The sequence below is a fragment of the Klebsiella sp. P1CD1 genome (assembly GCF_003790505.1).
GTDB classification, from domain to species: domain Bacteria; phylum Pseudomonadota; class Gammaproteobacteria; order Enterobacterales; family Enterobacteriaceae; genus Klebsiella; species Klebsiella variicola.
In genome coordinates, this window is the sequence record NZ_CP033631.1 from 806,882 (window position 1) to 828,394 (window position 21,513).

Consider the following 21,513-nt stretch of genomic DNA (forward strand, 5'->3'; position numbering starts at 1 on the left):
ATTCCTTATTGTGCGACTCGGTTACGCCAGGCGGTTAGTACATCGCTGCGGGTGACCAGGCCAAGAAAACGCGCGTTGTCAGCGATCACCGCCACCAGACCGCGATCGAGAATAGCCTGCAGTTCGCTCTCTGGCGCACGCTTATCGAGAGTTTCAACATGGCGGCTCATCGCTTCGCTGACCGGCAGGGAGAAGCGTTGGCGATCGCCCTGTACGTGGCGGATCAAATCCCACTCATCGACAATGCCGACCACGTGGCCATCCTCCAGCACCGGCAGCTGGGAGATGTCATACAGCCGCATGCGGGTAAAGACTGCGGCCAGGGTGTCGTCCGGCGCGGCCGTGACGGTGGCGCCTTCGTCATGGCGCAGGGCGATAAAATCACTGAGATCGCCCTGTTCGGGCCGGGCGATCAGTCCTTGCTGGCGCATCCAGTCATCGTTGAACATTTTGGACAGGTATTTATTGCCGCTATCACAGGCGAAGGTCACCACCCGTTTCGGACGGCTTTGTGCCCGGCAGTAGCGCAGGGCGGCGCTGAGCAAGGTGCCGGTGGAAGAGCCGGCCAGCACGCCCTCGACCTGCAGCAGCTGGCGCGCAGTCTGGAACGCTTCGCGGTCGCTGACGCGATACGCGGTATGTACCCCCTCCAGCCTGGCCAGCGGCGGGATAAAATCTTCGCCGATCCCTTCGACCAGCCAGGATCCCGTTTCGCCGTAGCGTCCGGTATCGACCTGATCGGCAAGGATCGAACCCGCCGGATCGGCGAGAATAAATTCCGTTTTCGGCGAGTGTTCAGCAAACCAGGCCTGAAGCCCGCCCAGCGTACCGCCGGAGCCGACGCCGACGACGACGGCGTCGATATCGCCCTCCAGCTGCTGATAAAGCTCCGGCGCAGTGGAGGTGGCATGGGCCAGCGGATTGGCGTCGTTATTAAACTGGTCGATATAAAAGGCGCCCGGCGTTTCATCGGCAAGGCGGCGGGCATAATCCTGATAATAGGCCGGGTGGCCTTTATTGACGTCGGAACGGGTGAGCAGCACCGTCGCGCCCAGCGCCCGCAGGTGAAAGATTTTCTCGCGGCTCATTTTGTCCGGCACCACCAGGATCAGCCGGTAATTTTTCTGCGCCGCGATCAGCGCCAGGCCGAGGCCGGTGTTGCCGGCGGTGGCTTCGATTATCGTTCCTCCGGGCGCCAGTTTTCCCTGGCGCTCGGCTTCATTAATCATCGACAGCGCAACGCGATCTTTAATTGACCCGCCGGGATTCTGATTTTCCAGTTTTAAAAACAGACTGCAGGGGCCGGTATCCAGTTTGTGCAACTGGAGCAGGGGAGTATGACCGATCAGGTCGCTCACGGAATGAAACAGTGACATAACCATTTACCCACTCGTTTAAGATATTTTTGCATGGTAGAGCTGTGAAAACGGTAATTTAAAGAACATTTCTCTGCCTGTTAGCGTTAAATGGAATATAAGATGCTATTTGGCCATCTGGAGGGAAAGCAGGGTAGCCACCTGGGCGGATCGATTTCCAGAAAAGGGCGTTTTTAGCCGCTTTTGGCGAGAAAATGGCGATTTTAATCAGCGTGTTATCTGATATCTGAAAATGTATTTTCGAAAAAATTCTATGGGGAATAGGGCCTGTGTCCGCCGTTAAGTGGCAGCTGGCTCGCCAGGAGAAAAGCGCAGTAGGGAATCACGTGTTAGCGTCGTTCGATGGAGTGTCCGGATGCACAAAAGTAAAAGACCATTGTTGGGAGTAGACATATCTGGATGGTAGATAGTATCCCACCAATAATTTGTTTTTTATCGTTATTTGTACTTTATGAAAATGAATTTACGATTAAATGAGAACTATAAAAATTACATTCTTTTCAACGATAATCATTAACAATTGGAACTGGGATGCTTTAGCCCACACGCTTATGAGATGTTATCTGATTTATATCATAAACTTTCTTATCATTCCGAAATACAGTACTTTTCTATCAACAGTATTGACAAATTTCAACTTTCATAATCAGATGGTTGTACGAATTTCTATATAATATCGCATCGGTATACAACCATTTATACAGATGCAAAAATGTAACTCATGTATTTATAAATCCTCATTAATAGCGGAAAGTAGGTAGAGTGAATGTTGTGATGAAAGTCGCAAAATGATCTTTGGAAAGGTTAAAACTCTGCCATGTAGAATTATCGTGATTTATGCATTTCGCTTCTCTTTTTGAAGGCTCTGCTATATGGAAGAAAACACTAGGCAGCGTACGGAAAATTATATTTCAGCCAAAAACCAGCATCCCGCATGGATACTTCTGGCTTCCCGCCGTGCCCCGTTGGTGCTGAGTTGCTTGAAAACGTTGTTTGAAAAAGCTCATGATGGTATCCCCCTTGAGGACGCGATTCAGTCTCTTTCCGGCATTCTCATCGAGCATGTGAGTCAGGAACAGTATGACATTAATCAGGACAATCCCTCTCTTCAGGCCAGTCGTGAACTGCGGGAATGGATTAAACGCCGCTTAATTGTCGAACGGGATGGCCGTATCTTCGCCACCGATGCGCTTGAGGTTGCGATTACGTTTGTTGAGTCGCTGGATAATCGTTTCATGACCTCTACGGCTTCCCGTTTGTCTACCGTACAGCGAGAAATTGAAAACCTGGAAACCAGGCTTAATCCTAATCCGGCTAACCGGGTTGCAACCTTACGTCGTCGTATTGCTGAACTGGAGCGTGAATTACAGGAGGCGGAAGCCGGGCATATTGAAGTGCTGGAAACGCATCAGGCGGTTGAACATATTCGAGAGGTCTTCAATTTAGCTTCCAGCCTGCGGGCTGACTTTCGTCGCGTTGAAGACTCCTGGCGTGAGGCCGACCGTGCGCTTCGCCAATCCATTATTGGTGAGCAGTATCATCGCGGCGATATCGTAGAACGCTTGCTTAACGATCAGGACGCACTGCTTAATACCCCTGAAGGAAGAGTCTTCGACAGTTTTCAGCAACAGCTACGCCAATCAGTTGAGTTAACGGCAATGAGCGAGCGACTGCGCGTAATCCTTAGCCATCCTTCTGCTTCCAATGCGCTTAACCGTCTACAGCGTCATGATTTACGCTGGCTGGTTAAACGCCTGGTCGATGAATCGCAAACCGTACTCCAGGCTCGTGCCCGAAGCGAGCGAGATGTCCGCGGTTTTATGAAAACCGGGCTTGCTGCTGAACATCACCGCGTTGGTCATCTGCTTAACGAGTTTCTGAATCTGGCGTTAAAACTCGACTGGCAGCGCCAGATGATTCGTAAACAAGAGGTTCCGCTTCCTGCCGTTGGTGTGGCGGTGACGGGAGTCCCCGCAATTGAGCGTTTACGTTTTAAAGAAGTGGATGATGAAGCGGAACAAACGTTGGATCTCAGTAATCATGCGACGGATTTGACGCAGATTGGCGATGATTTCTGGGATGCTTTCAATGGCCTTGATCGTGAGGCGTTGATTCAGCAGACGTTGCAGCTTCTGGCAAAAGAAAATCGCCCCGTTGGTCTGGCTGAACTGGCGGCGCTGTTGCCCCCGGCTCACGATCTCGAAACCTTCGCCGTCTGGATTGGCATGGCGAGAGAAGCAGGCATTGAGGTTATTGATTCACAGCGCGAATTTGCTGAACTTAGTGATGGGGAAGGTCGCCGCTGGCGATTTAATCTGCCCACGACCGGTCTGGAAAGTCAGGCATTAATGGATATCGATTGGGAGTAACAGGTATGGCGGGCTTTTTTGACAAACTGATTAACCGGAGCGTCGCTGCAAATGCAGGTAGTGAACCAGAAACATCGGACGAAGAAATTACTGATGAGTTGGTTGAAGACAGTGCGGCCAGTGGCGAAACGCGGACCCTGAAGAAAATACGCGAAGCGATTCAGGAATTGCTCAAATACGGCCTGCTGGAAGAGGCCAGTAAACCCAATCTGTACCGTGTCGTACTGACCCATCCTGAAGAGGTTACTCGCATTCTGGAACCTCTTGATCTGGATATCGGCATTGATGAGATCCGCGGCCTGCTGTATGTCAAAGTCAGACTTGACGAAACGCCAGAGCAGGATGAATGGTCCCATCCTCTGGTGAGGCGGCAACGGCTTAATCTGGAACAATCATTATTAGTTGCCATACTGCGCCAGCATTTTGTTGCCTGGGAGCAAGAAAGTGGAACTGGTGCCAGCCAGGCACAGATCGCTATCGACGATCTCCTCCCTCAGCTCCAGATTTACCTTGGCGATCCGGGCAGCGAATCAAAAGAACGCACCCGGTTGCTCACCCTGGTGGATCAATTAAAGGGGCATGGGCTGGTCACGTCGCCGGATGCGCATGAGCGGATCGTGATTCGGCCAATTATTGCTCATCTTGCCGACCCGATGAATCTTCAGGCATTACTGGCATGGCTGTGGGAACAAATTACGCAACAAACTTCCCCGGATGATTCGTCAGCAAAGGAGAGTAGTGAGGAGGACGTATGAATCAAATAGCGCGTCTGGCTGAAAAGGAATCCTTTATTCTCACCCGTATCGAGTTGTTCAACTGGGGCGGTTTTCATGGATTGCATCAGGCAGCAATCCATCAGGAAGGTACCGCCGTTATTGGTCCAACCGGAAGCGGAAAAACGACGCTGGTCGATGCCTTAATGACGCTACTCTGTGCCAATCCCCGTTACAACCTGGCCTCAACCGGGGGGCATGAAAGCGACAGAGATCTTATCTCCTACGTGCGCGGTGTATCCGGACCCGGCGATGGCGGGGAGGGGCAATCGCATATTGCCAGACCGGGGAAAACCGTGACCGGCATTGCCGCGACGCTGGAGCGTGAAGGGCAGCAGGTACGTCTGGGGGCGCTATTGTGGTTTGATTCCACCAGTTCCAGCGCGGCAGATTTGAAAAAGCTTTGGATGTTTAGTGATAACCCTACACAGACGCTGGGTCACTGGCTGAATATCTGGCATGACGGTGGCGCACGGTCGTTGAAGCAAATGGAAAAAGAGACGACCGGAATCTGGATTTGGCTGAACAATAAAAAACAGTATCTGGCGCGCCTGCGGGACTTCTTCGAAGTGGGGGAAAACGCCTTTACGCTGTTAAATCGGGCGGCAGGATTAAAACAACTCAACAGTATCGATGAGATTTTCCGCGAGCTGGTACTGGACGATCACTCTGCTTTTGATCGCGCGACGGAAGTAGCCAATAGTTTTGATGGTTTGACAGAAATCCATCAGGAACTGGAAACGGCGCGTAAACAGCAGCAGTCATTGCAACCTGTAGCCCTGAGTTGGGATAAGTATCAGAAGCAAGAGCAACAACTTGCTGACAGGAAGGCGCTGGAGTCGCTGTTACCAATCTGGTTTGCACAACAGGCAAGCCAGCTCTGGCGAGAAAAGGTCAGCCATATTGAAGTCGAGCTTGGTGAGTCACAGACTCGCGAAGAACAGATCCAGTCGCAGCTCGAGTTGCAGAAAAAAGTGGTGACGGACTGCTTACAGCGCTATCTCCAGGTCGGCGGCGCTAATATTGATGAACTGAACGAGCGTATCAAGGACTGGCAAAAAACGCTCGGCAGTCGGGAGATTCTGGCGCACCAGTATCAACAGCTGACCCGCAATCTTGGATTGCCGCCTGACCTGAGCCAACCACAGCTGGAGGCGAATCAGCATGAAGCCGAGGCCCGATGTGAGCAGTTTGCTGATGATATAAAGTTGAAACAGGAAGAGGTGTATCAAAAAGGCGTGCTCAGCCATCGCATGACCGAAGAACTTCGGGAACGGGAAACTGAACGCGCCGAGATCGCGCGTCGTCCGGATTCTAACCTTCCCGCCCATTATCAGGCATTTCGCAGCGAGCTGGCAGAAGCGCTGAACGTCGATGAGTCTGAACTGCCTTTCGTTGCTGAACTGATACAGGTTAAACCGGAAGAGGCGCAATGGCGCGGTGCGATTGAGCGCGCTGTCGGGAGTAACAGGCTACGTATTCTGGTTGCTCCTGAATCTGCACAGGAAGCGCTTCGCTGGGTAAACCAGCGCAATAATCGTCTGCACGTGCGCCTACTGGAGGTCAAATTACCGCACTCTCCCGCCAGGTTTTTTGATGATGGTTTTACCCGTAAGCTGTTGTGGAAAGATCATCCGTGGCGAGAGGCCGTCAAAGCATTATTGGCCGAAAACGACAGGCATTGTGTTGACAGCCCTGAACAACTGCGTGACACACCTCATGCTATGACGGTGCAGGGGTTAATGTCTGGTAAACAGCGTTTCTATGACAAACACGATCAGAAACGTCTTGATGAAGACTGGCTAACGGGATTCGATAACCGCGATCGCCTGAACTTCCTTGCCAAAGAAATCGCCGCCCTTCAGGAGCAGGTTAAAACCGCAAACGCAGCGTTTGAGTTTGCGAAAGGCGAGGTGGGGGTTTTGCAAAATCAGGCCATTTCATTCCAGAAAATACAACAAATTGATTACGATAGCATCGATGTTCCCGGCGCAAAGAGCCAACTGGACGCGCTCAGGGAGCGGCTGGAGAATCTGATCCGCCCGGATTCTGACGCCAGTGTAGCGAAAGCAAAACTTGATGAGGCTCAAACGGTTGAATCTGAACTCGATAAGCAGCTCAGAGCCGCCAATAAAGTCACTAATGGGCTGGATACAGAACTCACCTCAGCCCGGGCAGCAGAACGTAAGGCCCAGCAAACTGCGCAAAAAGGTATGCAGGATGAAGAGCGAGAGTTGTGCGCGTCACATTTTCCTGTGGTGGCTCTGGTTCAACTGCCTGACATTCGCGATCTGGAACGTCAACATGAGCGGGGAATTCAACAAGAAATTGAGGGTATTAAAGGTGAATTGCATCGACTGAACATTGAGTTGACCAAACGTATGTCTGAAGCCAAACGTGTGGATACTGGGGCGCTCGTTGAGGCAGGGGCTGATTTGGACGATATTCCTGTCTATTTACAGCGTTTGCAGGAACTGACCGAAGAAGCCCTGCCGGAAAAGCTCAACCGCTTTCTTGACTATTTGAACCGTTCATCTGACGATGGCGTAACGCAACTGCTCAGCCATATCGATCATGAGGTGCTGGTGATTGAAGCGCGACTCAGCGAACTCAATGAAACCATGTTTAGGGTCGATTTTCAGCCGGATCGCTACCTGCGTCTGGATACCAAAAAAGTTGTCCATGAAAGCCTGCGCACGCTTGAAAAAGCGCAGCGTCAGCTAAATGCAGCTCGGTTTGTTGATGATAACGGCGAGAGCCATTATAAGGCGTTGCAGGTGCTGGTGGCGCAATTGCGGGATGCCTGTGAACGAAACCGTACCCTGGGGGCGAAAGCGCTGCTGGATCCCCGTTTTCGTCTGGAGTTCGCCGTGTCGGTGATGGATCGCCAGAGTGGTAATGTGATTGAGTCGCGTACTGGCTCGCAGGGCGGTAGCGGTGGAGAAAAAGAGATTATCGCGTCTTACGTATTGACCGCATCACTTAGCTATGCGCTTTGTCCTGCGGGGAGTCGTTATCCGCTTTTCGGCACTATTGTCCTTGATGAAGCATTCTCCCGCAGCTCTCATGCCGTGGCGGGCAGAATCATCGCCGCGCTCAGAGAATTTGGCTTACATGCAGTATTTATCACCCCCAATAAGGAAATGCGCCTGTTGCGTGACCATACCCGGTCGGCGATTGTCGTCCACCGGCGCGGTCAGGATTCAAATATGGCTTCGCTGAGCTGGGAAGAACTTGAACAACACTCCCGACGACGGGAGAACGCGTAAATGTATTCTCCTGATGAACTGCGTGAAAAGCTTGCCCGGCAGTGGGATAACGCAAAGCTCCGGGCCGAGCGTTTACTTCCACCCGGTAACTGGCCGCTCTGTCTGACCATTGGCAAACCTTCCGCGAAAATATTCGCAGAGCAGCCTCAGCGTGTTTTACAACACGTGCAGTTATGGCGGCAAGTCGCGGTTGGGCGGGTGGAATGGGAAGAGGTCAGTTATCGGGCGAGCGACGGACCGGTATCAATGCCATTGCGCTGGATCATGAATGGCCCTTCTGACTGGATCAACGCAGCGGCAGATGCGACGGTAAGCCGGGAATTTCGCTTGCTGGAGGGAATTATTGAGCAGGTTGATCCCATTTTCCATCCGCTGTTGATTAGTCATCGTTCGCTCTGGCGAAACAAAGGCTCGCAGGACATCATCAGCGCTGCCAGGCTGGCCAGCCGATTAGAGCCGGGCTGCGCAAAAGGGCTGCCGCTAAGACTGCTTTCCGGGCAAGGGGTGGATACCAAATTTATTGAGAATAATATTTCGTTATTAACCCGACTGTTGGATATGCGTTTTTCCGGCGAAGCCAGCGAGCAGGGGTTAACCACCTTTCTTGATGCTTTTGATGAGTCCAGCCACTGGGTTTTGGTTGTGCCGCTATCACCCGGCTTGCTTCCTTTTAAAAAATGCCGGGTGACAACAGCGGAACTGGCGGAAACGACATTGCCCGCGTCGCGTGTGCTGATGATTGAAAATGAACAGTGTCTGCATCAACTTCCAGAGTTATCTGACACTATCGCGGTTTTAGGGTGTGGCCTTGACGTGCAATGGTTATCCAGCGTTGTTCTGGATAAAAAACGCGTTGCCTATTGGGGGGACATGGATAGCTGGGGGCTACTGATGCTGGCGAGAGCCAGGCGCTGTCGTCCGACGCTTGATGTTCTGCTCATGAATCGTGAGTTGTTTGAGCAATATGCCAGCCAAAGCGCCGTTCCTGAACCGGTAAAAGCACAGGAAGCCATACCCGATGGTTTGCTTAATGAAGAAGGCGATTTTTATCGCTACTTAACCTGCTTACCGCGTGGTCGTCTGGAGCAAGAGTTTTTGCCTGCGGGGGTAGTTGGAGAGGAACTGGTTAGGTGGAGAAAAGAGAGTTAAGGAGATCGAGCTGGCGATGGAGGGGTCGGTATTTACTGAAGGTTGTCAATAAAGCCGGTGCTAAAATGGTAATAGCTTTGTGGTACGTGGAGGCGGTTAACATATAGCGCCGCGAAAACAAACCTCTCGCTTGTGGAATGCTGAGCCGTCACTCCTCTTTGAATTTTAAATTGAAATGTGGATTTAAAGTTTGGTGGGCTAATTCAGTAACCTGATTTTAAATACGTGGGTTTGATAATTTATTATATGTCTATTTTAAGTTTAAATGCTGTAAAAATATAAATCTTAGACTGTGCCAAATAGTTGCTGATAACGCTCCCCTACAGGGCTGGATCGCGCTGGGCTATCAGCGGCTGTTTGTGAACAGCGGATTTATGGGCTGGTTGCAGTCGATTCAGACACCGACTGCTTGAAGCGGTAATGGCGTTACGGATGAGCTGAATTCCTGGAGAGCCTGGGCGCTACAGGTTGCATATGAATACCTGATGGCGACGCGCTGGTCTTTCTGATGCGGGTCACCATTCTGGTGCTGTCGGTGCCGTTATTTATCCTGGTTGCCATTGAGGAGATCGCGGATGGAATGGTACGACGCGATCTTCGTCGCTACGGTGCGGTCTATGAGTCGAGCTTTCTTTATCATCATGCCAAGCGCGTGGTGAAGCCTGTGGCGTATATTCCGTGCGTGCTCTATCTGTCTGCGCTGTTCGCGGTATATCCGAACTTGTTGCTGTTACCGGCGGCATTGCTGATGGGGCTGGCGATTTCAGTGACGATGGGAAGTTTTAAGAAGTATTTGTAGGGTATAAAAAATCGATTTATTTATAATGGCTTATTCTTGATGCGATGGAGTCGCGAATGCCTGAACCGACGATACGAGAATCTGGTGAAGTAGCGGTCGAGCAAACAAATGAATTATTCCGACAGGCTGATAAGCCTCTCGTTGCTTGCCTATTGAGCGAACTGGATTTGGAATGGTGTATTTCCGCTGTGCGGAATATGCCTGAGGAAAGACAACTCCCTTGGGATCAAATTGGTGCGATGCTGCGAGACGATAACGCCTTCAATTTTTGTTTTAAGTTGCTGGATGCCCGTCATCGACCCGCAGGTGCATGTATCTGTGAATACTGCCCGGGGGATGGTGTACTGAATGTTGAGATGTTGCAGAATTTTCAGATCCAGCCATCTATTCTTGATGGCAACATGTTGAAGTTTGCACTCTATGCCATTGTTTTGTTTCTTCTGGAAACGGAAGGCTCGGGTGTGCGTTTGATGTTTCCCATTAATCAGGCGGTTGCGGCCTATTACGTTGAAGAACATGGCTTCCTGGATATTACTGACGATGGCTCAAGAGATATCCTCTATCGTTCGGCGGCAGACTTGGTTGATTGGTTCAGGCGTGACGCTGCTTTAGTTGATGGTGAGTGATTTATGAGCGATAATGTAAGACAACATACGCGACGAACTAAGGAGTTAGGTATGGTGACGAGAAAGAGAAAATTAGTCGCGCCTGAATCCCCTTTTTTCCAGGTGCCAGAAACGACGCAGGTTCATGAGGATGGGAGTACGGAGAGCGTGGTCCGTGGCCGTAATGGCAAAAAAGTGACGTTCACTACCCCAAAAGGCCAGAAGATTAGCGCTTCAAAAGGCGAAGTTTTCAACGTGCTGTTGAATTCAGCAAAATCAACACGCCAGCCACGACCGATCTCTGAAGGTATCTGCGACCTGACCAGATACGAGCTTCTTTCCAAATAGTTTAAAGGCCGCGCTCGCGGCCTTGCTCAACTTTTTTGATTCTCTAATGGGTGGGGTTAGATACCCATTTCATACAAAGGTGATTAATAAGTATACTGATTATGTTAGATGTGGACAGCTTCACACCGGCCAGAGTTACCAGTCTCGACTGGAACAGTAAAAGCCGACGTTAAGTCGGTTTTTTACTTCTGAAACCTATCTACGTTGTAATTGAAATGGAATTTAATGGGTGAATGTATGATGGGAATATATGGGTCTTTATATGATGGGATTGGCACTCTATTCCGTGTTTTTGGTTGGCTTTTTGCAGTAACGAGTATTTTATTCTATTTGTTTTCTGCGAATACCAGTTCCGTTATTGCAAAGAGGATTCGGCTGATACTGACTTATTTAGGAGGCGGGGTCGCTGTTTTTTTGTCTTATGGTTGGCTACGATATCTTTTAATTTCAGCCTATCCTTCAGTTATTACCGATGAGTCTCACTTAAATCCAGCCGGTCTAAAAACCAGAATAGCAAGCCTGTACGTCTTCCTGGCTTTTAGACGGGCCTTGCCGGGAGAGCAAGCTTGCTTGCGCTGGGGTGGCAAAGAACCCCGATGGCGCATTCTGCGCCACGCCTTATCCCTTCCATAATTTTCAATATTCCACTTCTGTTTTCTTACTGCCCGCCAGGACGCTTTTCGCCACTCTTCCTTCGTACATGCAATCGCATTGACGGAGGTTCACATGCGCATAACACAACCCCGGGCATGGTGCCTGTTGAGGAACGGTGGATTGACCTGAACATTGAGGGAGCGAAATACCATCGCGAGCATCGGGTTCCGATTGTCTCATCGTTGTATCCGTCGCTGGAGGAACTGGTGAGAAAAGCCGGTGAGGCAGGGATGGAGCCGGGCGATCAGGTATTTAATGTAGGCTGGTTTGACCTGATGAGAAAAAGGAAGTACCCGGAGGTGATGAACGAGTACCCGCTGAGAGCGTTCTTCCGGCGCTTGTCCCGTGAGTGTAAATTTACGATCACGCCACACAGGTTTCGCCATACGGTGGCAACCCACATGATGAAATCACCTGAGCGCAATTTGTACGCGGTGAAGAAACTGCTGGGTCATGTCAGCATCACATCGACGCTGGAATACATTGATGAAAGTGTTGATAGCCTGCGGGATATACTGGAAACCGAATTGATGTAGTGAGGAAGGCTTCAGGAATGGCGTCAAATACTTACATTATTTGACATTGAAAAGATTTCTTGCAAATATCAGACGCGAAAAAACAGACTTGCGGCAAACAAGTCTGTTTCTCAAGAGCCTTTCTTCAACAACAAGTAACAGCGTTACATCGTGTTTTTACTGGCTCGCCTTCGTGTCCGTCAGGATTGCATCTTGCAAATCTGACCAACCGGCTTTGAATAAGTGGTGCCCGGACTCGGAATCGAACCAAGGACACGGGGATTTTCAATCCCCTGCTCTACCGACTGAGCTATCCGGGCAACGGGGCGCATTAAACCGTAATCGCCGCGCCTCGTCAACGAAATTTATCTGTTTTGCAGCAGACTGAACAATCTATCACCACATTGCGCTAAAAGCACGCGTCTTCAGGCAAAAAACAGCGTCCAGGCCGCTGAAATTGGCATCGCCAGCACCAGCGCAGGCAGCATATTCACCACCGCAAACATTTTTATCCCGCAGATGCGCAGCCCGGTGGCCACCAGTAGCATACCGCCGACGGCGCTGAAATCCGCCAGCATCATCGGGGTAGTAAGCGGCATAATGATCGCCGCGCAGGCCGCCAGAGTCAGTTGGATAAGCAGCATCGGTACGCTGATGGCGGCGACGGCAATGCCCAGGGTGCAGGCGAAAATGGTGGCAGTGAAAAAGTCGAGAAACGCTTTAGCAATCAGAATGCTGGCGTCGCCGGTCATCCCTTCGCGCATGGCGCCGAAGACGCCGGTGCCGCTGGCGCAGAACAGGACGATAATCGCCACATAGCTCTGAATATAAGACTCATGAGCCGAAGCCTTTTTCTTGCCTTTCGCTGATATCAACTGCTGGAGTTTACTGACCAGCGTATTGATGCCTTTTTCCATATTGCATATTTCGCCGAGCAGCGTCCCCACCAGGGTCGACAGCACCATCACTGGCAGATTGGCGCACTTAATGACCAGTAAAATGCCGATGCCTAATGACGCAAGGCCAAAAATTGAGGTCATTGATGTGCGGATCCGTTCCGGCAACCGTTGACTGAGCAAGGCACCCAGCACACCGCCGACCAGCACCGCGCTGGCGTTAATAAAAGGTCCTGTAACCACGCTGACTCCTGTTAAATATCCCTGATAACCGCATTATTATGACGTTAACCCGCCGTGAAAGCTTGTGTATCCGTGATATAAGTGCATACGGTTTTCATCTTGCGCCTGTTCGGGAAAGGTGCCATGATTGCGCGAATTTTCTCCTCCCTGATATGAGGCCGCCGATGACGACACTGCCATTATCTCGCCAGCGACGTCGCGCACAGATGTGCGGGCTGCCTCATCTTGCTACGCTTACTCCTCTGTTCACCATGCGGTGAAGGACACGTATGCTCACTGTAGGGCAACAGTAAGATCGGACGCGTCTGCTTTTACTGATGTCCGGCGGTCGGAGCTGAAATCCGTCAGACCCGGACACATCGTTGGGCAAGGTTTCCTTGTCTGAGATTTTTACACTCCCGATACGGGCATTTGCGCTTATGAAATCCATGCACATTGCCGCCAGCTGCGAGCTGGTCACCCGCTTGTCCACCCACCGTCGCGTTGTGGCGCTGGACAGTACCGATTTTACCGATGTGGCGGCAGTCGTCATCACCGCGGCGGACAGTCGCAGCGGCATCCTTGCTCTCCTCAGACGCAGCGGATTTAATCTGCCGGTCTACCTGCTGAGTGAGACGGCGGTCGAGAGGCCAGAGGGGGTGCAGGCGGTGATCGCCGGTAAAGAACAGGAGTGGCTGGAGCTGGAGGCGGCGGCCTGTGATTACGAAGCGCGTCTGCTGCCGCCGTTTTTCAATACTCTGACCCAGTACGTCGAGATGGATAACAGCACTTTTGCCTGTCCGGGGCATCAGCACGGGGCGTTTTTCAAAAAGCACCCTGCAGGCCGTCAGTTCTATGACTTTTTTGGCGAAAATGTCTTTCGCGCCGACATGTGCAACGCCGACGTGAAATTAGGCGATCTGCTGATCCACGAAGGGTCGGCCAAGCACGCGCAGAAGTTCGCTGCGAAAGTGTTCAATGCGGATAAAACCTACTTCGTCCTCAACGGCACCTCGGCGGCCAACAAAGTCGTGACCAATGCGCTGTTGACCCGCGGCGATCTGGTGCTGTTCGATCGTAACAACCACAAGTCAAACCATCACGGGGCGCTGATTCAGGCGGGGGCGACGCCGGTCTATCTTGAAGCCGCGCGCAATCCGTTCGGTTTTATCGGCGGCATTGACGAGCGCTGCTTTGATGAGCATTACCTGCGGGATCTCATCCGCGAAGCGGCGCCTGAGAAAGCCAATGCCTCCCGCCCGTTTCGTCTGGCGGTGATCCAGCTGGGGACCTACGACGGCACGGTCTATAACGCCCGCCAGGTGGTGGATAAAATAGGCCACCTCTGCGATTACATCCTGTTCGACTCGGCGTGGGTGGGCTATGAGCAATTTATCCCGATGATGGCCGACTGCTCGCCGCTGCTGCTGGAGCTGACCCCGGACGATCCGGGTATTTTTGTCACCCAGTCCGTGCACAAGCAGCAGGCCGGCTTCTCACAGACGTCGCAGATCCATAAAAAGGATAACCATCTGCGCGGCCAGGCGCGTTTCTGTCCGCACAAGCGGCTGAATAACGCCTTTATGCTGCATGCCTCCACCAGCCCGTTCTATCCGCTGTTTGCCGCGCTGGACGTCAACGCCAAAATTCATGAAGGTGAGAGCGGCCGCCGCCTGTGGGCCGAGTGTGTGGCGCTGGGCATTGAGGCGCGGAAAGCGATCATCACTAACTGCAAGATGATCCAGCCCTTTATTCCGCCAGTGGTGGCGGGGCGTCCATGGCAGGATCACCCGACCGAGGCGATCGCCCGGGAGCGCCGCTTCTTCAGCTTCGAACCCGACGCGCGCTGGCATGGTTTTGAGGGCTATGCGGACGACCAGTATTTTGTCGACCCGTGCAAGCTGCTGCTGACCACCCCGGGCATTGACGCTGAAAGCGGGGAGTACAGTGAGTTCGGCATCCCGGCGACCATTCTGGCGCATTATCTGCGTGAAAACGGCATCGTGCCGGAGAAGTGCGATCTCAACTCGATTCTGTTCCTGCTGACGCCGGCGGAGAGCGCCGAAAAAATGGCGCAGCTGGTGGCGATGCTGGGACAGTTCGAACAGCATATTGAATCGGATACGCCGCTGGCCGACGTGCTGCCGACCATCTACAACAAGTATCCGGTGCGCTATCGCGATTATACCCTCCGCGCACTGTGCCAGGAGATGCACGATCTGTACGTCAGCTTTGATGTGAAGAGCCTGCAAAAGGAGATGTTCCGTAAACGGAGCTTCCCGCGCGTGGTGATGAATCCGCAGGATGCTAACCGCGAATTTATCCGCGGCAACGTGGAGCTGGTGCGTCTGAGCGAAGCGGAAGGCCGCGTCGCGGCTGAAGGGGCGCTGCCCTATCCGCCGGGGGTATTATGCGTGGTGCCCGGCGAGATCTGGGGCGGGGCAGTACTGCGCTATTTCCTCGCGCTGGAGGAGGGGGTCAATATGCTGCCGGGCTTCTCACCGGAGCTGCAGGGGGTTTACAGCGAGACGGATCCGGATGGCATTAAGCGGCTGTATGGCTACGTGCTGAAGGGATAAAAAAACGCCCCGCTGAACAGGCGGGGCGTTTTGCTTTTGACGATCACGCGCTCTGCTGCGCGGCGGTCGGTTGTCTGACGTGTTTGTATTTGAACAGCGCCACGAAGGCAAAGGCCAGCACCAGCGAATAACCGGCGAAAATCAGCCACACGCTTTGCCAGTCAGTGATCCCCTCGACGGTAAAGTGCTCAACCACTTTGCCGCTCACCATCCCGCCAAGAATACAGCCGAAGCCGTTGGTCATCATCAGGAACATCCCCTGGGCGCTGGCGCGGATTTCCGGACGAACCTCTTTCTCAACGAACACCGAACCGGAGATGTTGAAGAAGTCGAAGGCGCAGCCGTAGACGATCATCGACAGCACCAGTAGTACAGTGCCGAACGGTGTCGGGTCGCCAAAGGCGAACAGGCCGAAGCGCAGCATCCACGCCACGATACTAATCAGCATCACGTTCTTAATGCCGTAGCGGCTAAGGAAGAACGGGATGGTCAGGATAAACAGCGTTTCGGAGATCTGCGAAATCGACATCAGCACTGACGCGTGCTCGACGATAAAGCTGCCGGCAAACAGCGGATCTTTATCGAAGCTATGCAGGAAGGTGTTGCCGAACATATTGGTGATTTGCAGTTCGGCACCGAGCATCATCGAGAAGATAAAGAAGATAGCCATGCGCTTGTTTTTAAACAGCGCAAAGGCGTTAAGCCCCAGCATCTCCGTCCAGCTTTGATTGCGCTGGGCGTTGGCGACCGGAATATGCGGCAGCGTCAGGGTGAACAGCGCCAGCAAGACCGACAGCGTCGCGCCAATGTACAACTGCATATGGCTCAGTTCGAAGCCCGAGAAGCTGACGCCCCACATGGCGAGGATAAAGCCGATGGTGCCCCAGATACGAATTGGCGGGAAATCGGTGACGATATCCAGCCCCGCCGACTGCAGGCGATAGTAAGAGATGGTGTTAATCAGCCCCAGCGTCGGCATATAGGCCAGCGAGTTGAGGAGGATCACAAGGAACATCTCGCCCGGCGTGGTGACCTGCGCCGCCAGATACAGCGTTAACGCGCCGACCAGGTGGCAGATGGCGTATACCCATTTGGCGCTGATCCATTTATCGGCGACGATGCCGAGCAGCGTTGGCATCAGGACGGCGGCGATGCCGAGCGAGCTATACACTGCGCCGATTGCCGCGCCGTCAAACTTCAGCGTGACAAACATGTACGAGCCGAGCGTGGTCAGCCAGCTCCCCCAAAGGCAGAACTGCAGGAACGACAGTATTTTTAGCTGCAGCTTAAGATTCATGTATTTATCCTCACGAATGTGGGCTTGTTATGTTTATTAAATAACATAACCACCGTTATTTTGATGCGATTCTATCATTCAGGGGTGAGAAGCTTCTGTTAACTGCCGCAGAAAATCGAAAAGATATTACGAAGTATGTCCTATAAAAAAGAGAGGCCCAGTGCGATGTCCGGGCCTGTAAGAGAGGGGGGTTATTTGCGGCGATAGCTTTTCTGCGCAGTGTTAACTTTATACAGATACCGGCGCGATTCGGCCGACGGATGGCGGGTGGTGAGCGTCTGGTAGACGTCGCCTGGCGCCATGCTGTTAATGATGTTCGCCGCCTGGACTTTATCGCTGGAGAACACGCGCAGTACGCTGCCGGCGCCGCCGTTATAGGCGGTGATCACCGCGTAGCGACGCGAGGTGGGGTTATCGATGCCGGCTAGATAAACATTGTTCAGCATCGCCAGATAAGCGGTGCCGGTATCGATGTTATTCGCCGGGTCAAACAGATAGCTGCGGCTCGGCAGGCCGGATTTGCCCTGCGAACGGAAGACGTCTTTCCCCGCGCTGTGCTGGACGACCTGCATCAGCCCCATGGCATCCGCGTGGCTCACCGCATAGGGGTTAAACGATGATTCTGTTTGCATAATCGCAAGGATCAGCGACTCATCAACGCCGTATTTACGCGAGGCCTGGCGCACCATGCCGAGGTATTTATGCGCACGTTTGTCGAGGTGGTTTGGTACCAGGTTAATGGTGATGCTGTAGATCACGCGCAGGCCATTGTTGCGGCTCTTGAGGCGGGTTTGCAGCAAATAATCGGCGTAGCGCGCGGCGCGCCACTCCCAGCGAATCGACGCGCCGGTGTTATCCACCACCTGACCATAGAGGAACGGCTCTTTGGAGATCTGAATATCATCGACGTCGGAATAGAGGTCAATGGAGTTGGGGTCATCGCCCATCAGCAGCGTTTTGATGATCGCCTGGCGCAGTCGTCCGCGCGGATCGGTGCCCGCGATGGTCTCGACGGTGATCGTCCCGGCATCAAAGTTAATGTGGCTGCGGGTTTGATATTGATCGGTATATTTAACGTAGTCCTTCGGCCCGGCGAGCAGGACTTCGTTATACCCCCAAATGTTCTCGATGTTATGGGCAAACTGGCCCATCAGGATATCGAATCCGTTCGTGTCCTTGACCCAGGCCTCGTTGTATTCGGTGCCTTTTTTATTGGAGCTGGAACACGAAACGAGCAACGGCGCAATCAGCGCGAGCGCTAAGTATTTTTTCATCATTCCGGGCGTGCGTGTTGTGTTTGTTTTTAAAAGGCCGCAGGGCCCTTACTGTTTTTCCGGCGGCGTGTAGCCTTCGATATGCACGTCTTTCCCTTCAAACAGGAACTGCACCATCTCCTGCTCCAGCAGCTTGCGGTGCTCCGGGTTCATCATGCTGAGTTTTTTCTCGTTGATCAGCATGGTCTGCTTGTGCTGCCACTGCGCCCAGGCTTCTTTGGAGATTTCGTTGTAAATGCGCTTCCCGAGTTCGCCCGGATAGAGCTGGAAATCCTGGCCGTCCGCTTCACGCTGCAGGAAAGTACAAAAAATGGTTCTGCTCATAATCACTCCTCTTTGATAGCCGAAAAATTTATACCGGCGTTCCGGCTTTTAACTGTTGCAACAAGCGCTCCACGGGGGCCGCCAGTCCGACCGACGGCGGCTGCGCTAAGTTATACCAGAGTGCGTTGCCTTCATCCATGCATGCGCCAGATGAGTGCACTGTAAGCCACATCGGCACAATATCCAGGTGGAAATGGCTGAAAGTGTGGCGGAAGGCGGTTAATTGCGTCAGATTATCGGCCTTTATCTGACGCTGCGCCAGCCACTCGCGCAGCTCCGCTTCGTCTGCAAACTGCGGAAAACAGAATAGTCCGCCCCACAAACCCACCGGCGGACGCTGGGAGAGAAACACCTCGTCGCCGTGCTGCATCAGCAGGAAATAGCCGGTGCGTTCCGGGATGGTCTGCTTCGGTTTTTTACCCGGATATTCCGCCCATGAATGATTCGCGTAGGCCACGCAGCCATTGCTCAACGGGCACAGCTCGCACTTCGGCTTCGAGCGGGTGCAAACCATCGCCCCGAGATCCATCATCGCCTGGTTGAAGCGTTCTACCCCTTGCGCCGGGGTCACCTCTTCGCTGATATCCCACAGCCGTTTTTCGACCTCTTTTTTTCCCGGCCAGCCGCTGACAGCATAGCAGCGGGCGAGCACGCGCTTCACGTTGCCGTCGAGAATCGGATAATGCTGACCGAGCGAAAGCGACAAAATCGCCCCTGCCGTTGAACGCCCGACGCCGGGCAGCGCGGCCACTTCCTCAAAGGTTTGCGGGAAGATGCCGCCATGCTGTGTCGCCACCTGCTGGGCGGCTTTATGTAAATTGCGCGCCCGCGCGTAGTAGCCAAGGCCGGTCCACAGATGCAGCACCTCATCCAGCGGCGCGTTGGCTAAATCAACCACCGTTGGGAAACGCGCCATAAAGCGTTCAAAATACGGGATTACCGTAGTCACCTGGGTTTGTTGCAACATCACTTCGGAGAGCCATACTTTGTAGGGCGTCTTGGCGATTTGCCAGGGCAGGGTTTTACGCCCGTATTTGTCGTACCAGTCCAGGACCTGGGCTGAAAATTGCGCGGCGAGAAAAGTCAAAGCTATGGCTCCGGGATCGCGATTACAGGGTGGCAGATTGCAGCACAAGGGCGAGTGGCTGTAAACCCTTGCATCCGCCGGGTAACTTTGGATAATGCCCGTTTTCCGAACACTTTCACTAGCAGACTTAACTTTTATGAAAAACGACGTCATTTCTCCGGAATTCGATGAAAACGGTCGCCCGCTGCGCCGTATTCGTAGCTTCGTCCGTCGCCAGGGGCGCCTGACGAAAGGGCAGCAGCATGCGCTGGATAACATTTGGCCGGTGATGGGCGTTGAATTCAACGATGCGCCACTTGATTTCGCTGCCCTGTTTGGCCGCGACGCGCCGGTCACCTTAGAAATTGGTTTCGGCATGGGGGCTTCGCTGGTGGCGATGGCAAAAGCCAAACCGGAACAGAATTTCCTCGGCATTGAAGTGCACTCCCCGGGCGTTGGCGCCTGTCTGGCTTCTGCTGAAGAAGAAGGTGTGCAAAATCTGCGCGTGATGTGTCACGATGCGGTGGAAGTGCTGCATACCATGATCCCGGATAACTCACTGAATATGGTGCAGCTGTTTTTCCCTGACCCATGGCATAAAGCGCGTCATAATAAACGTCGTATCGTGCAGCCGCCTTTCGCTGAGCTGGTCAAAAGCAAACTGAAACTCGGCGGCGTCTTCCATATGGCGACCGACTGGGAAGCCTATGCCGTGCATATGCTGGAAGTGATGTCCTCGCTGGAAGGCTATCGTAACCAGTCGGCAAGCAACGATTACGTACCGCGCCCGGAATCGCGCCCGGTAACCAAATTTGAACAGCGTGGCCATCGTCTCGGCCACGGCGTATGGGACTTAATGTTCGAGAGGGTGAAATAATGGCCAAGAATCGTAGCCGTCGTCTGCGTAAAAAAATGCATATCGATGAGTTTCAGGAGTTAGGCTTCTCCGTCGCCTGGCGTTTCCCGGAAGGGACCACCGAAGAGCAGATCGACCAGACGGTCAACGATCTGATCGAAGAGGTGATTGAGCCGAACAAGCTGGCCTTCGACGGTAGCGGCTATCTCTCCTGGGAAGGGCTCATCTGCATGCAGGAGATCGGTAAGTGCACCGAAGAGCATCAGGCCATCGTACGCCAATGGCTGGAAGCGCGTAAGTTAGAGGATGTGCGCACCAGCGAACTTTTTGACGTCTGGTGGGACTAAGTTTGACAAGGGTCGGCAACTGCCGGCCCGTTTTGTCTTAAGGGAGTTTTATGATGCGTAAAACGCTGCTGGCGGTGGCGCTCTCCGTCACCGCTTTGTCTGCCCATGCGGACTACCAGTGTAGCGTCACGCCGCGTGACGATGTGATCCTCAGCCCGCAGCAGGTGCAGGTGAAAGGGGAAAACGGCAATCTGGTGATAAAGCCGGACGGCAACCTGACCTTTAACGGTAAAGCCTATACTCTGAGCGCCGCCCAGCGCGAGCAGGCGCAGGATTATCAGGCCAGTCTGCGCAGCAGCCTGCCGTGGATTGACGAAGGCGCGCGCTCGCGAGTCGAAAAAGGCCGCAAGGCGCTGGATAAAATCATTACCGAACAGGTTGGCGCCAACAGCAGCATGCATGGTCGCCTGACCAAGCTGGATGCGCAGCTGAAAGAACAGATGAACCGCATCATTGAGCGCCGCAGCGATGGCCTGACCTTCCACTATAAAGCTATCGACCAGGTACGTGCCGATGGTCAGCAGCTGGTGAATCAGGCGATGGGCGGCATTCTGCAGGACAGTATTAACGAGATGGGCGCGAAAGCAGTGCTCAAAGGCGGCGGCAACCCGCTGCAGGGCATTCTCGGCAGCCTCGGCGGCCTGCAAACGGCCATTCAGGATGAATGGAAAAACCAGGAGGCCGATTTCCAGCAGTTTGGTAAGGACGTCTGCAGCCGGGTTGTCTCGCTGGAGGATAGCCGGAAATCGCTGGTTGGCTCGTTAAAATAAAGACATGGCGGCCCGCTTTCCGGCA

The 21,513-nt window shown here is 53.1% G+C and carries 17 protein-coding genes, 1 tRNA gene and 2 pseudogenes; 13 read left to right on the forward strand and 7 right to left on the reverse strand.

Annotated features, from left to right (window positions below; all coding sequences use genetic code 11):
* Nucleotides 1-5: 5 nt before the first annotated feature.
* Nucleotides 6-1,382, reverse strand: coding sequence for a pyridoxal-phosphate dependent enzyme (locus DTA24_RS04085; RefSeq protein ID WP_016161835.1), 1,377 nt, complete (start codon nucleotides 1,380-1,382; stop codon nucleotides 6-8).
* 866 nt (nucleotides 1,383-2,248) lie between these two features.
* On the opposite strand from DTA24_RS04085, the gene DTA24_RS04090 reads away from it, so the two are divergent.
* The 9 genes and pseudogenes from DTA24_RS04090 to DTA24_RS04125 all read left to right on the forward strand — a co-directional run bounded on the left by DTA24_RS04090 (nucleotide 2,249) and on the right by DTA24_RS04125 (nucleotide 11,878).
* A complete protein-coding gene (locus tag DTA24_RS04090; RefSeq protein WP_008806486.1) occupies nucleotides 2,249-3,745 on the forward strand; it encodes a DUF3375 domain-containing protein in 1,497 nt (498 codons plus the stop codon).
* Nucleotides 3,746-3,750: 5 nt separating this feature from the next.
* Entirely contained in the window at nucleotides 3,751-4,500 is a 750-nt protein-coding gene (locus tag DTA24_RS04095) for a DUF4194 domain-containing protein (RefSeq protein WP_008806485.1), read from the forward strand.
* A pseudogene (locus DTA24_RS28975) lies at nucleotides 4,497-4,700 on the forward strand (ATP-binding protein); the annotation flags it as partial. The gene DTA24_RS04095 and the pseudogene DTA24_RS28975, both read left to right, overlap by 4 nt.
* Nucleotides 4,701-6,440: 1,740 nt before the next feature.
* Nucleotides 6,441-7,787, forward strand: a complete 1,347-nt coding sequence (locus DTA24_RS28980) for an SbcC/MukB-like Walker B domain-containing protein (RefSeq protein ID WP_219995343.1) — start codon at nucleotides 6,441-6,443, stop codon at nucleotides 7,785-7,787.
* Nucleotides 7,788-8,936 (forward strand): DUF3322 domain-containing protein, encoded by a 1,149-nt coding sequence (locus DTA24_RS04105; RefSeq protein ID WP_008806483.1) that lies wholly within the window; start codon nucleotides 7,788-7,790, stop codon nucleotides 8,934-8,936. It begins immediately after the preceding gene.
* A gap of 329 nt (nucleotides 8,937-9,265) precedes the next feature.
* Nucleotides 9,266-9,735: pseudogene (locus tag DTA24_RS28985) on the forward strand (TIGR03747 family integrating conjugative element membrane protein); the annotation flags it as partial.
* A gap of 56 nt (nucleotides 9,736-9,791) precedes the next feature.
* Entirely contained in the window at nucleotides 9,792-10,361 is a 570-nt protein-coding gene (locus DTA24_RS04115) for a hypothetical protein (protein WP_023323269.1), read from the forward strand.
* A 51-nt stretch (nucleotides 10,362-10,412) separates the two neighbouring features.
* On the forward strand, nucleotides 10,413-10,688 hold the full coding sequence (locus DTA24_RS04120) for a hypothetical protein (protein ID WP_023323268.1): 276 nt from the start codon (nucleotides 10,413-10,415) through the stop codon (nucleotides 10,686-10,688).
* Between the two features lie 596 nt (nucleotides 10,689-11,284).
* A complete protein-coding gene (locus DTA24_RS04125; protein ID WP_110196224.1) occupies nucleotides 11,285-11,878 on the forward strand; it encodes a site-specific integrase in 594 nt (197 codons plus the stop codon).
* Nucleotides 11,879-12,101: 223 nt separating this feature from the next.
* Here DTA24_RS04125 and DTA24_RS04130 read toward each other — a convergent pair.
* A tRNA-Phe gene (locus DTA24_RS04130) sits at nucleotides 12,102-12,177 on the reverse strand.
* Between the two features lie 105 nt (nucleotides 12,178-12,282).
* A complete protein-coding gene (locus DTA24_RS04135) occupies nucleotides 12,283-12,996 on the reverse strand; it encodes a DUF554 domain-containing protein (RefSeq protein ID WP_043876039.1) in 714 nt (237 codons plus the stop codon).
* Between the two features lie 419 nt (nucleotides 12,997-13,415).
* On the opposite strand from DTA24_RS04135, the gene DTA24_RS04145 reads away from it, so the two are divergent.
* Complete coding sequence (locus tag DTA24_RS04145; RefSeq protein WP_123836571.1) at nucleotides 13,416-15,554, forward strand: ornithine decarboxylase; 2,139 nt, start codon at nucleotides 13,416-13,418, stop codon at nucleotides 15,552-15,554.
* Nucleotides 15,555-15,597: 43 nt separating this feature from the next.
* Here the strand turns inward: DTA24_RS04145 and DTA24_RS04150 are convergent, their stop codons facing one another.
* The 4 genes from DTA24_RS04150 to mutY form a co-directional block, all read right to left on the reverse strand.
* A complete protein-coding gene (locus DTA24_RS04150) occupies nucleotides 15,598-16,851 on the reverse strand; it encodes a nucleoside permease (protein WP_008806476.1) in 1,254 nt (417 codons plus the stop codon).
* Between the two features lie 191 nt (nucleotides 16,852-17,042).
* A complete protein-coding gene (mltC, locus tag DTA24_RS04155; protein WP_012540557.1) occupies nucleotides 17,043-18,125 on the reverse strand; it encodes a membrane-bound lytic murein transglycosylase MltC in 1,083 nt (360 codons plus the stop codon).
* A 48-nt stretch (nucleotides 18,126-18,173) separates the two neighbouring features.
* The gene (locus DTA24_RS04160; RefSeq protein WP_004105744.1) at nucleotides 18,174-18,449 is read right to left on the reverse strand and encodes an oxidative damage protection protein; all 276 of its coding nucleotides are present in this window, start codon (nucleotides 18,447-18,449) and stop codon (nucleotides 18,174-18,176) included.
* 28 nt (nucleotides 18,450-18,477) lie between these two features.
* Nucleotides 18,478-19,536 (reverse strand): A/G-specific adenine glycosylase, encoded by a 1,059-nt coding sequence (mutY, locus tag DTA24_RS04165; RefSeq protein ID WP_049139247.1) that lies wholly within the window; start codon nucleotides 19,534-19,536, stop codon nucleotides 18,478-18,480.
* Between the two features lie 136 nt (nucleotides 19,537-19,672).
* On the opposite strand from mutY, the gene trmB reads away from it, so the two are divergent.
* From trmB to DTA24_RS04180, 3 genes are read left to right on the forward strand one after another with little or no spacing between them, the layout of a single operon-like run.
* The gene (trmB, locus tag DTA24_RS04170; RefSeq protein ID WP_002916627.1) at nucleotides 19,673-20,392 is read left to right on the forward strand and encodes a tRNA (guanosine(46)-N7)-methyltransferase TrmB; all 720 of its coding nucleotides are present in this window, start codon (nucleotides 19,673-19,675) and stop codon (nucleotides 20,390-20,392) included.
* Nucleotides 20,392-20,718 (forward strand): YggL family protein, encoded by a 327-nt coding sequence (locus DTA24_RS04175; RefSeq protein WP_012967224.1) that lies wholly within the window; start codon nucleotides 20,392-20,394, stop codon nucleotides 20,716-20,718. The genes trmB and DTA24_RS04175 overlap by 1 nt, the downstream gene beginning before the upstream one ends.
* Nucleotides 20,719-20,768: 50 nt before the next feature.
* Entirely contained in the window at nucleotides 20,769-21,488 is a 720-nt protein-coding gene (locus tag DTA24_RS04180; protein ID WP_012540560.1) for a DUF2884 domain-containing protein, read from the forward strand.
* Nucleotides 21,489-21,513: the final 25 nt, after the last annotated feature.

Bases quoted from the DNA above. Each gene is read 5' to 3' on its own strand.
- DTA24_RS04150 (WP_008806476.1), bottom strand. From the start codon at position 16,851: ATGAATCTTAAGCTGCAGCTAAAAATACTGTCGTTCCTGCAGTTCTGC.
- DTA24_RS04085 (WP_016161835.1), bottom strand. From the start codon at position 1,382: ATGGTTATGTCACTGTTTCATTCCGTGAGCGACCTGATCGGTCATACT.
- DTA24_RS04090 (WP_008806486.1), top strand. From the start codon at position 2,249: ATGGAAGAAAACACTAGGCAGCGTACGGAAAATTATATTTCAGCCAAA.
- mltC (WP_012540557.1), bottom strand. From the start codon at position 18,125: ATGAAAAAATACTTAGCGCTCGCGCTGATTGCGCCGTTGCTCGTTTCG.
- DTA24_RS04175 (WP_012967224.1), top strand. From the start codon at position 20,392: ATGGCCAAGAATCGTAGCCGTCGTCTGCGTAAAAAAATGCATATCGAT.
- DTA24_RS04095 (WP_008806485.1), top strand. From the start codon at position 3,751: ATGGCGGGCTTTTTTGACAAACTGATTAACCGGAGCGTCGCTGCAAAT.
- DTA24_RS04160 (WP_004105744.1), bottom strand. From the start codon at position 18,449: ATGAGCAGAACCATTTTTTGTACTTTCCTGCAGCGTGAAGCGGACGGC.
- DTA24_RS04125 (WP_110196224.1), top strand. From the start codon at position 11,285: ATGGCGCATTCTGCGCCACGCCTTATCCCTTCCATAATTTTCAATATT.
- trmB (WP_002916627.1), top strand. From the start codon at position 19,673: ATGAAAAACGACGTCATTTCTCCGGAATTCGATGAAAACGGTCGCCCG.
- DTA24_RS04145 (WP_123836571.1), top strand. From the start codon at position 13,416: ATGAAATCCATGCACATTGCCGCCAGCTGCGAGCTGGTCACCCGCTTG.
- DTA24_RS04115 (WP_023323269.1), top strand. From the start codon at position 9,792: ATGCCTGAACCGACGATACGAGAATCTGGTGAAGTAGCGGTCGAGCAA.
- DTA24_RS04105 (WP_008806483.1), top strand. From the start codon at position 7,788: ATGTATTCTCCTGATGAACTGCGTGAAAAGCTTGCCCGGCAGTGGGAT.
- DTA24_RS04180 (WP_012540560.1), top strand. From the start codon at position 20,769: ATGATGCGTAAAACGCTGCTGGCGGTGGCGCTCTCCGTCACCGCTTTG.
- DTA24_RS04120 (WP_023323268.1), top strand. From the start codon at position 10,413: ATGGTGACGAGAAAGAGAAAATTAGTCGCGCCTGAATCCCCTTTTTTC.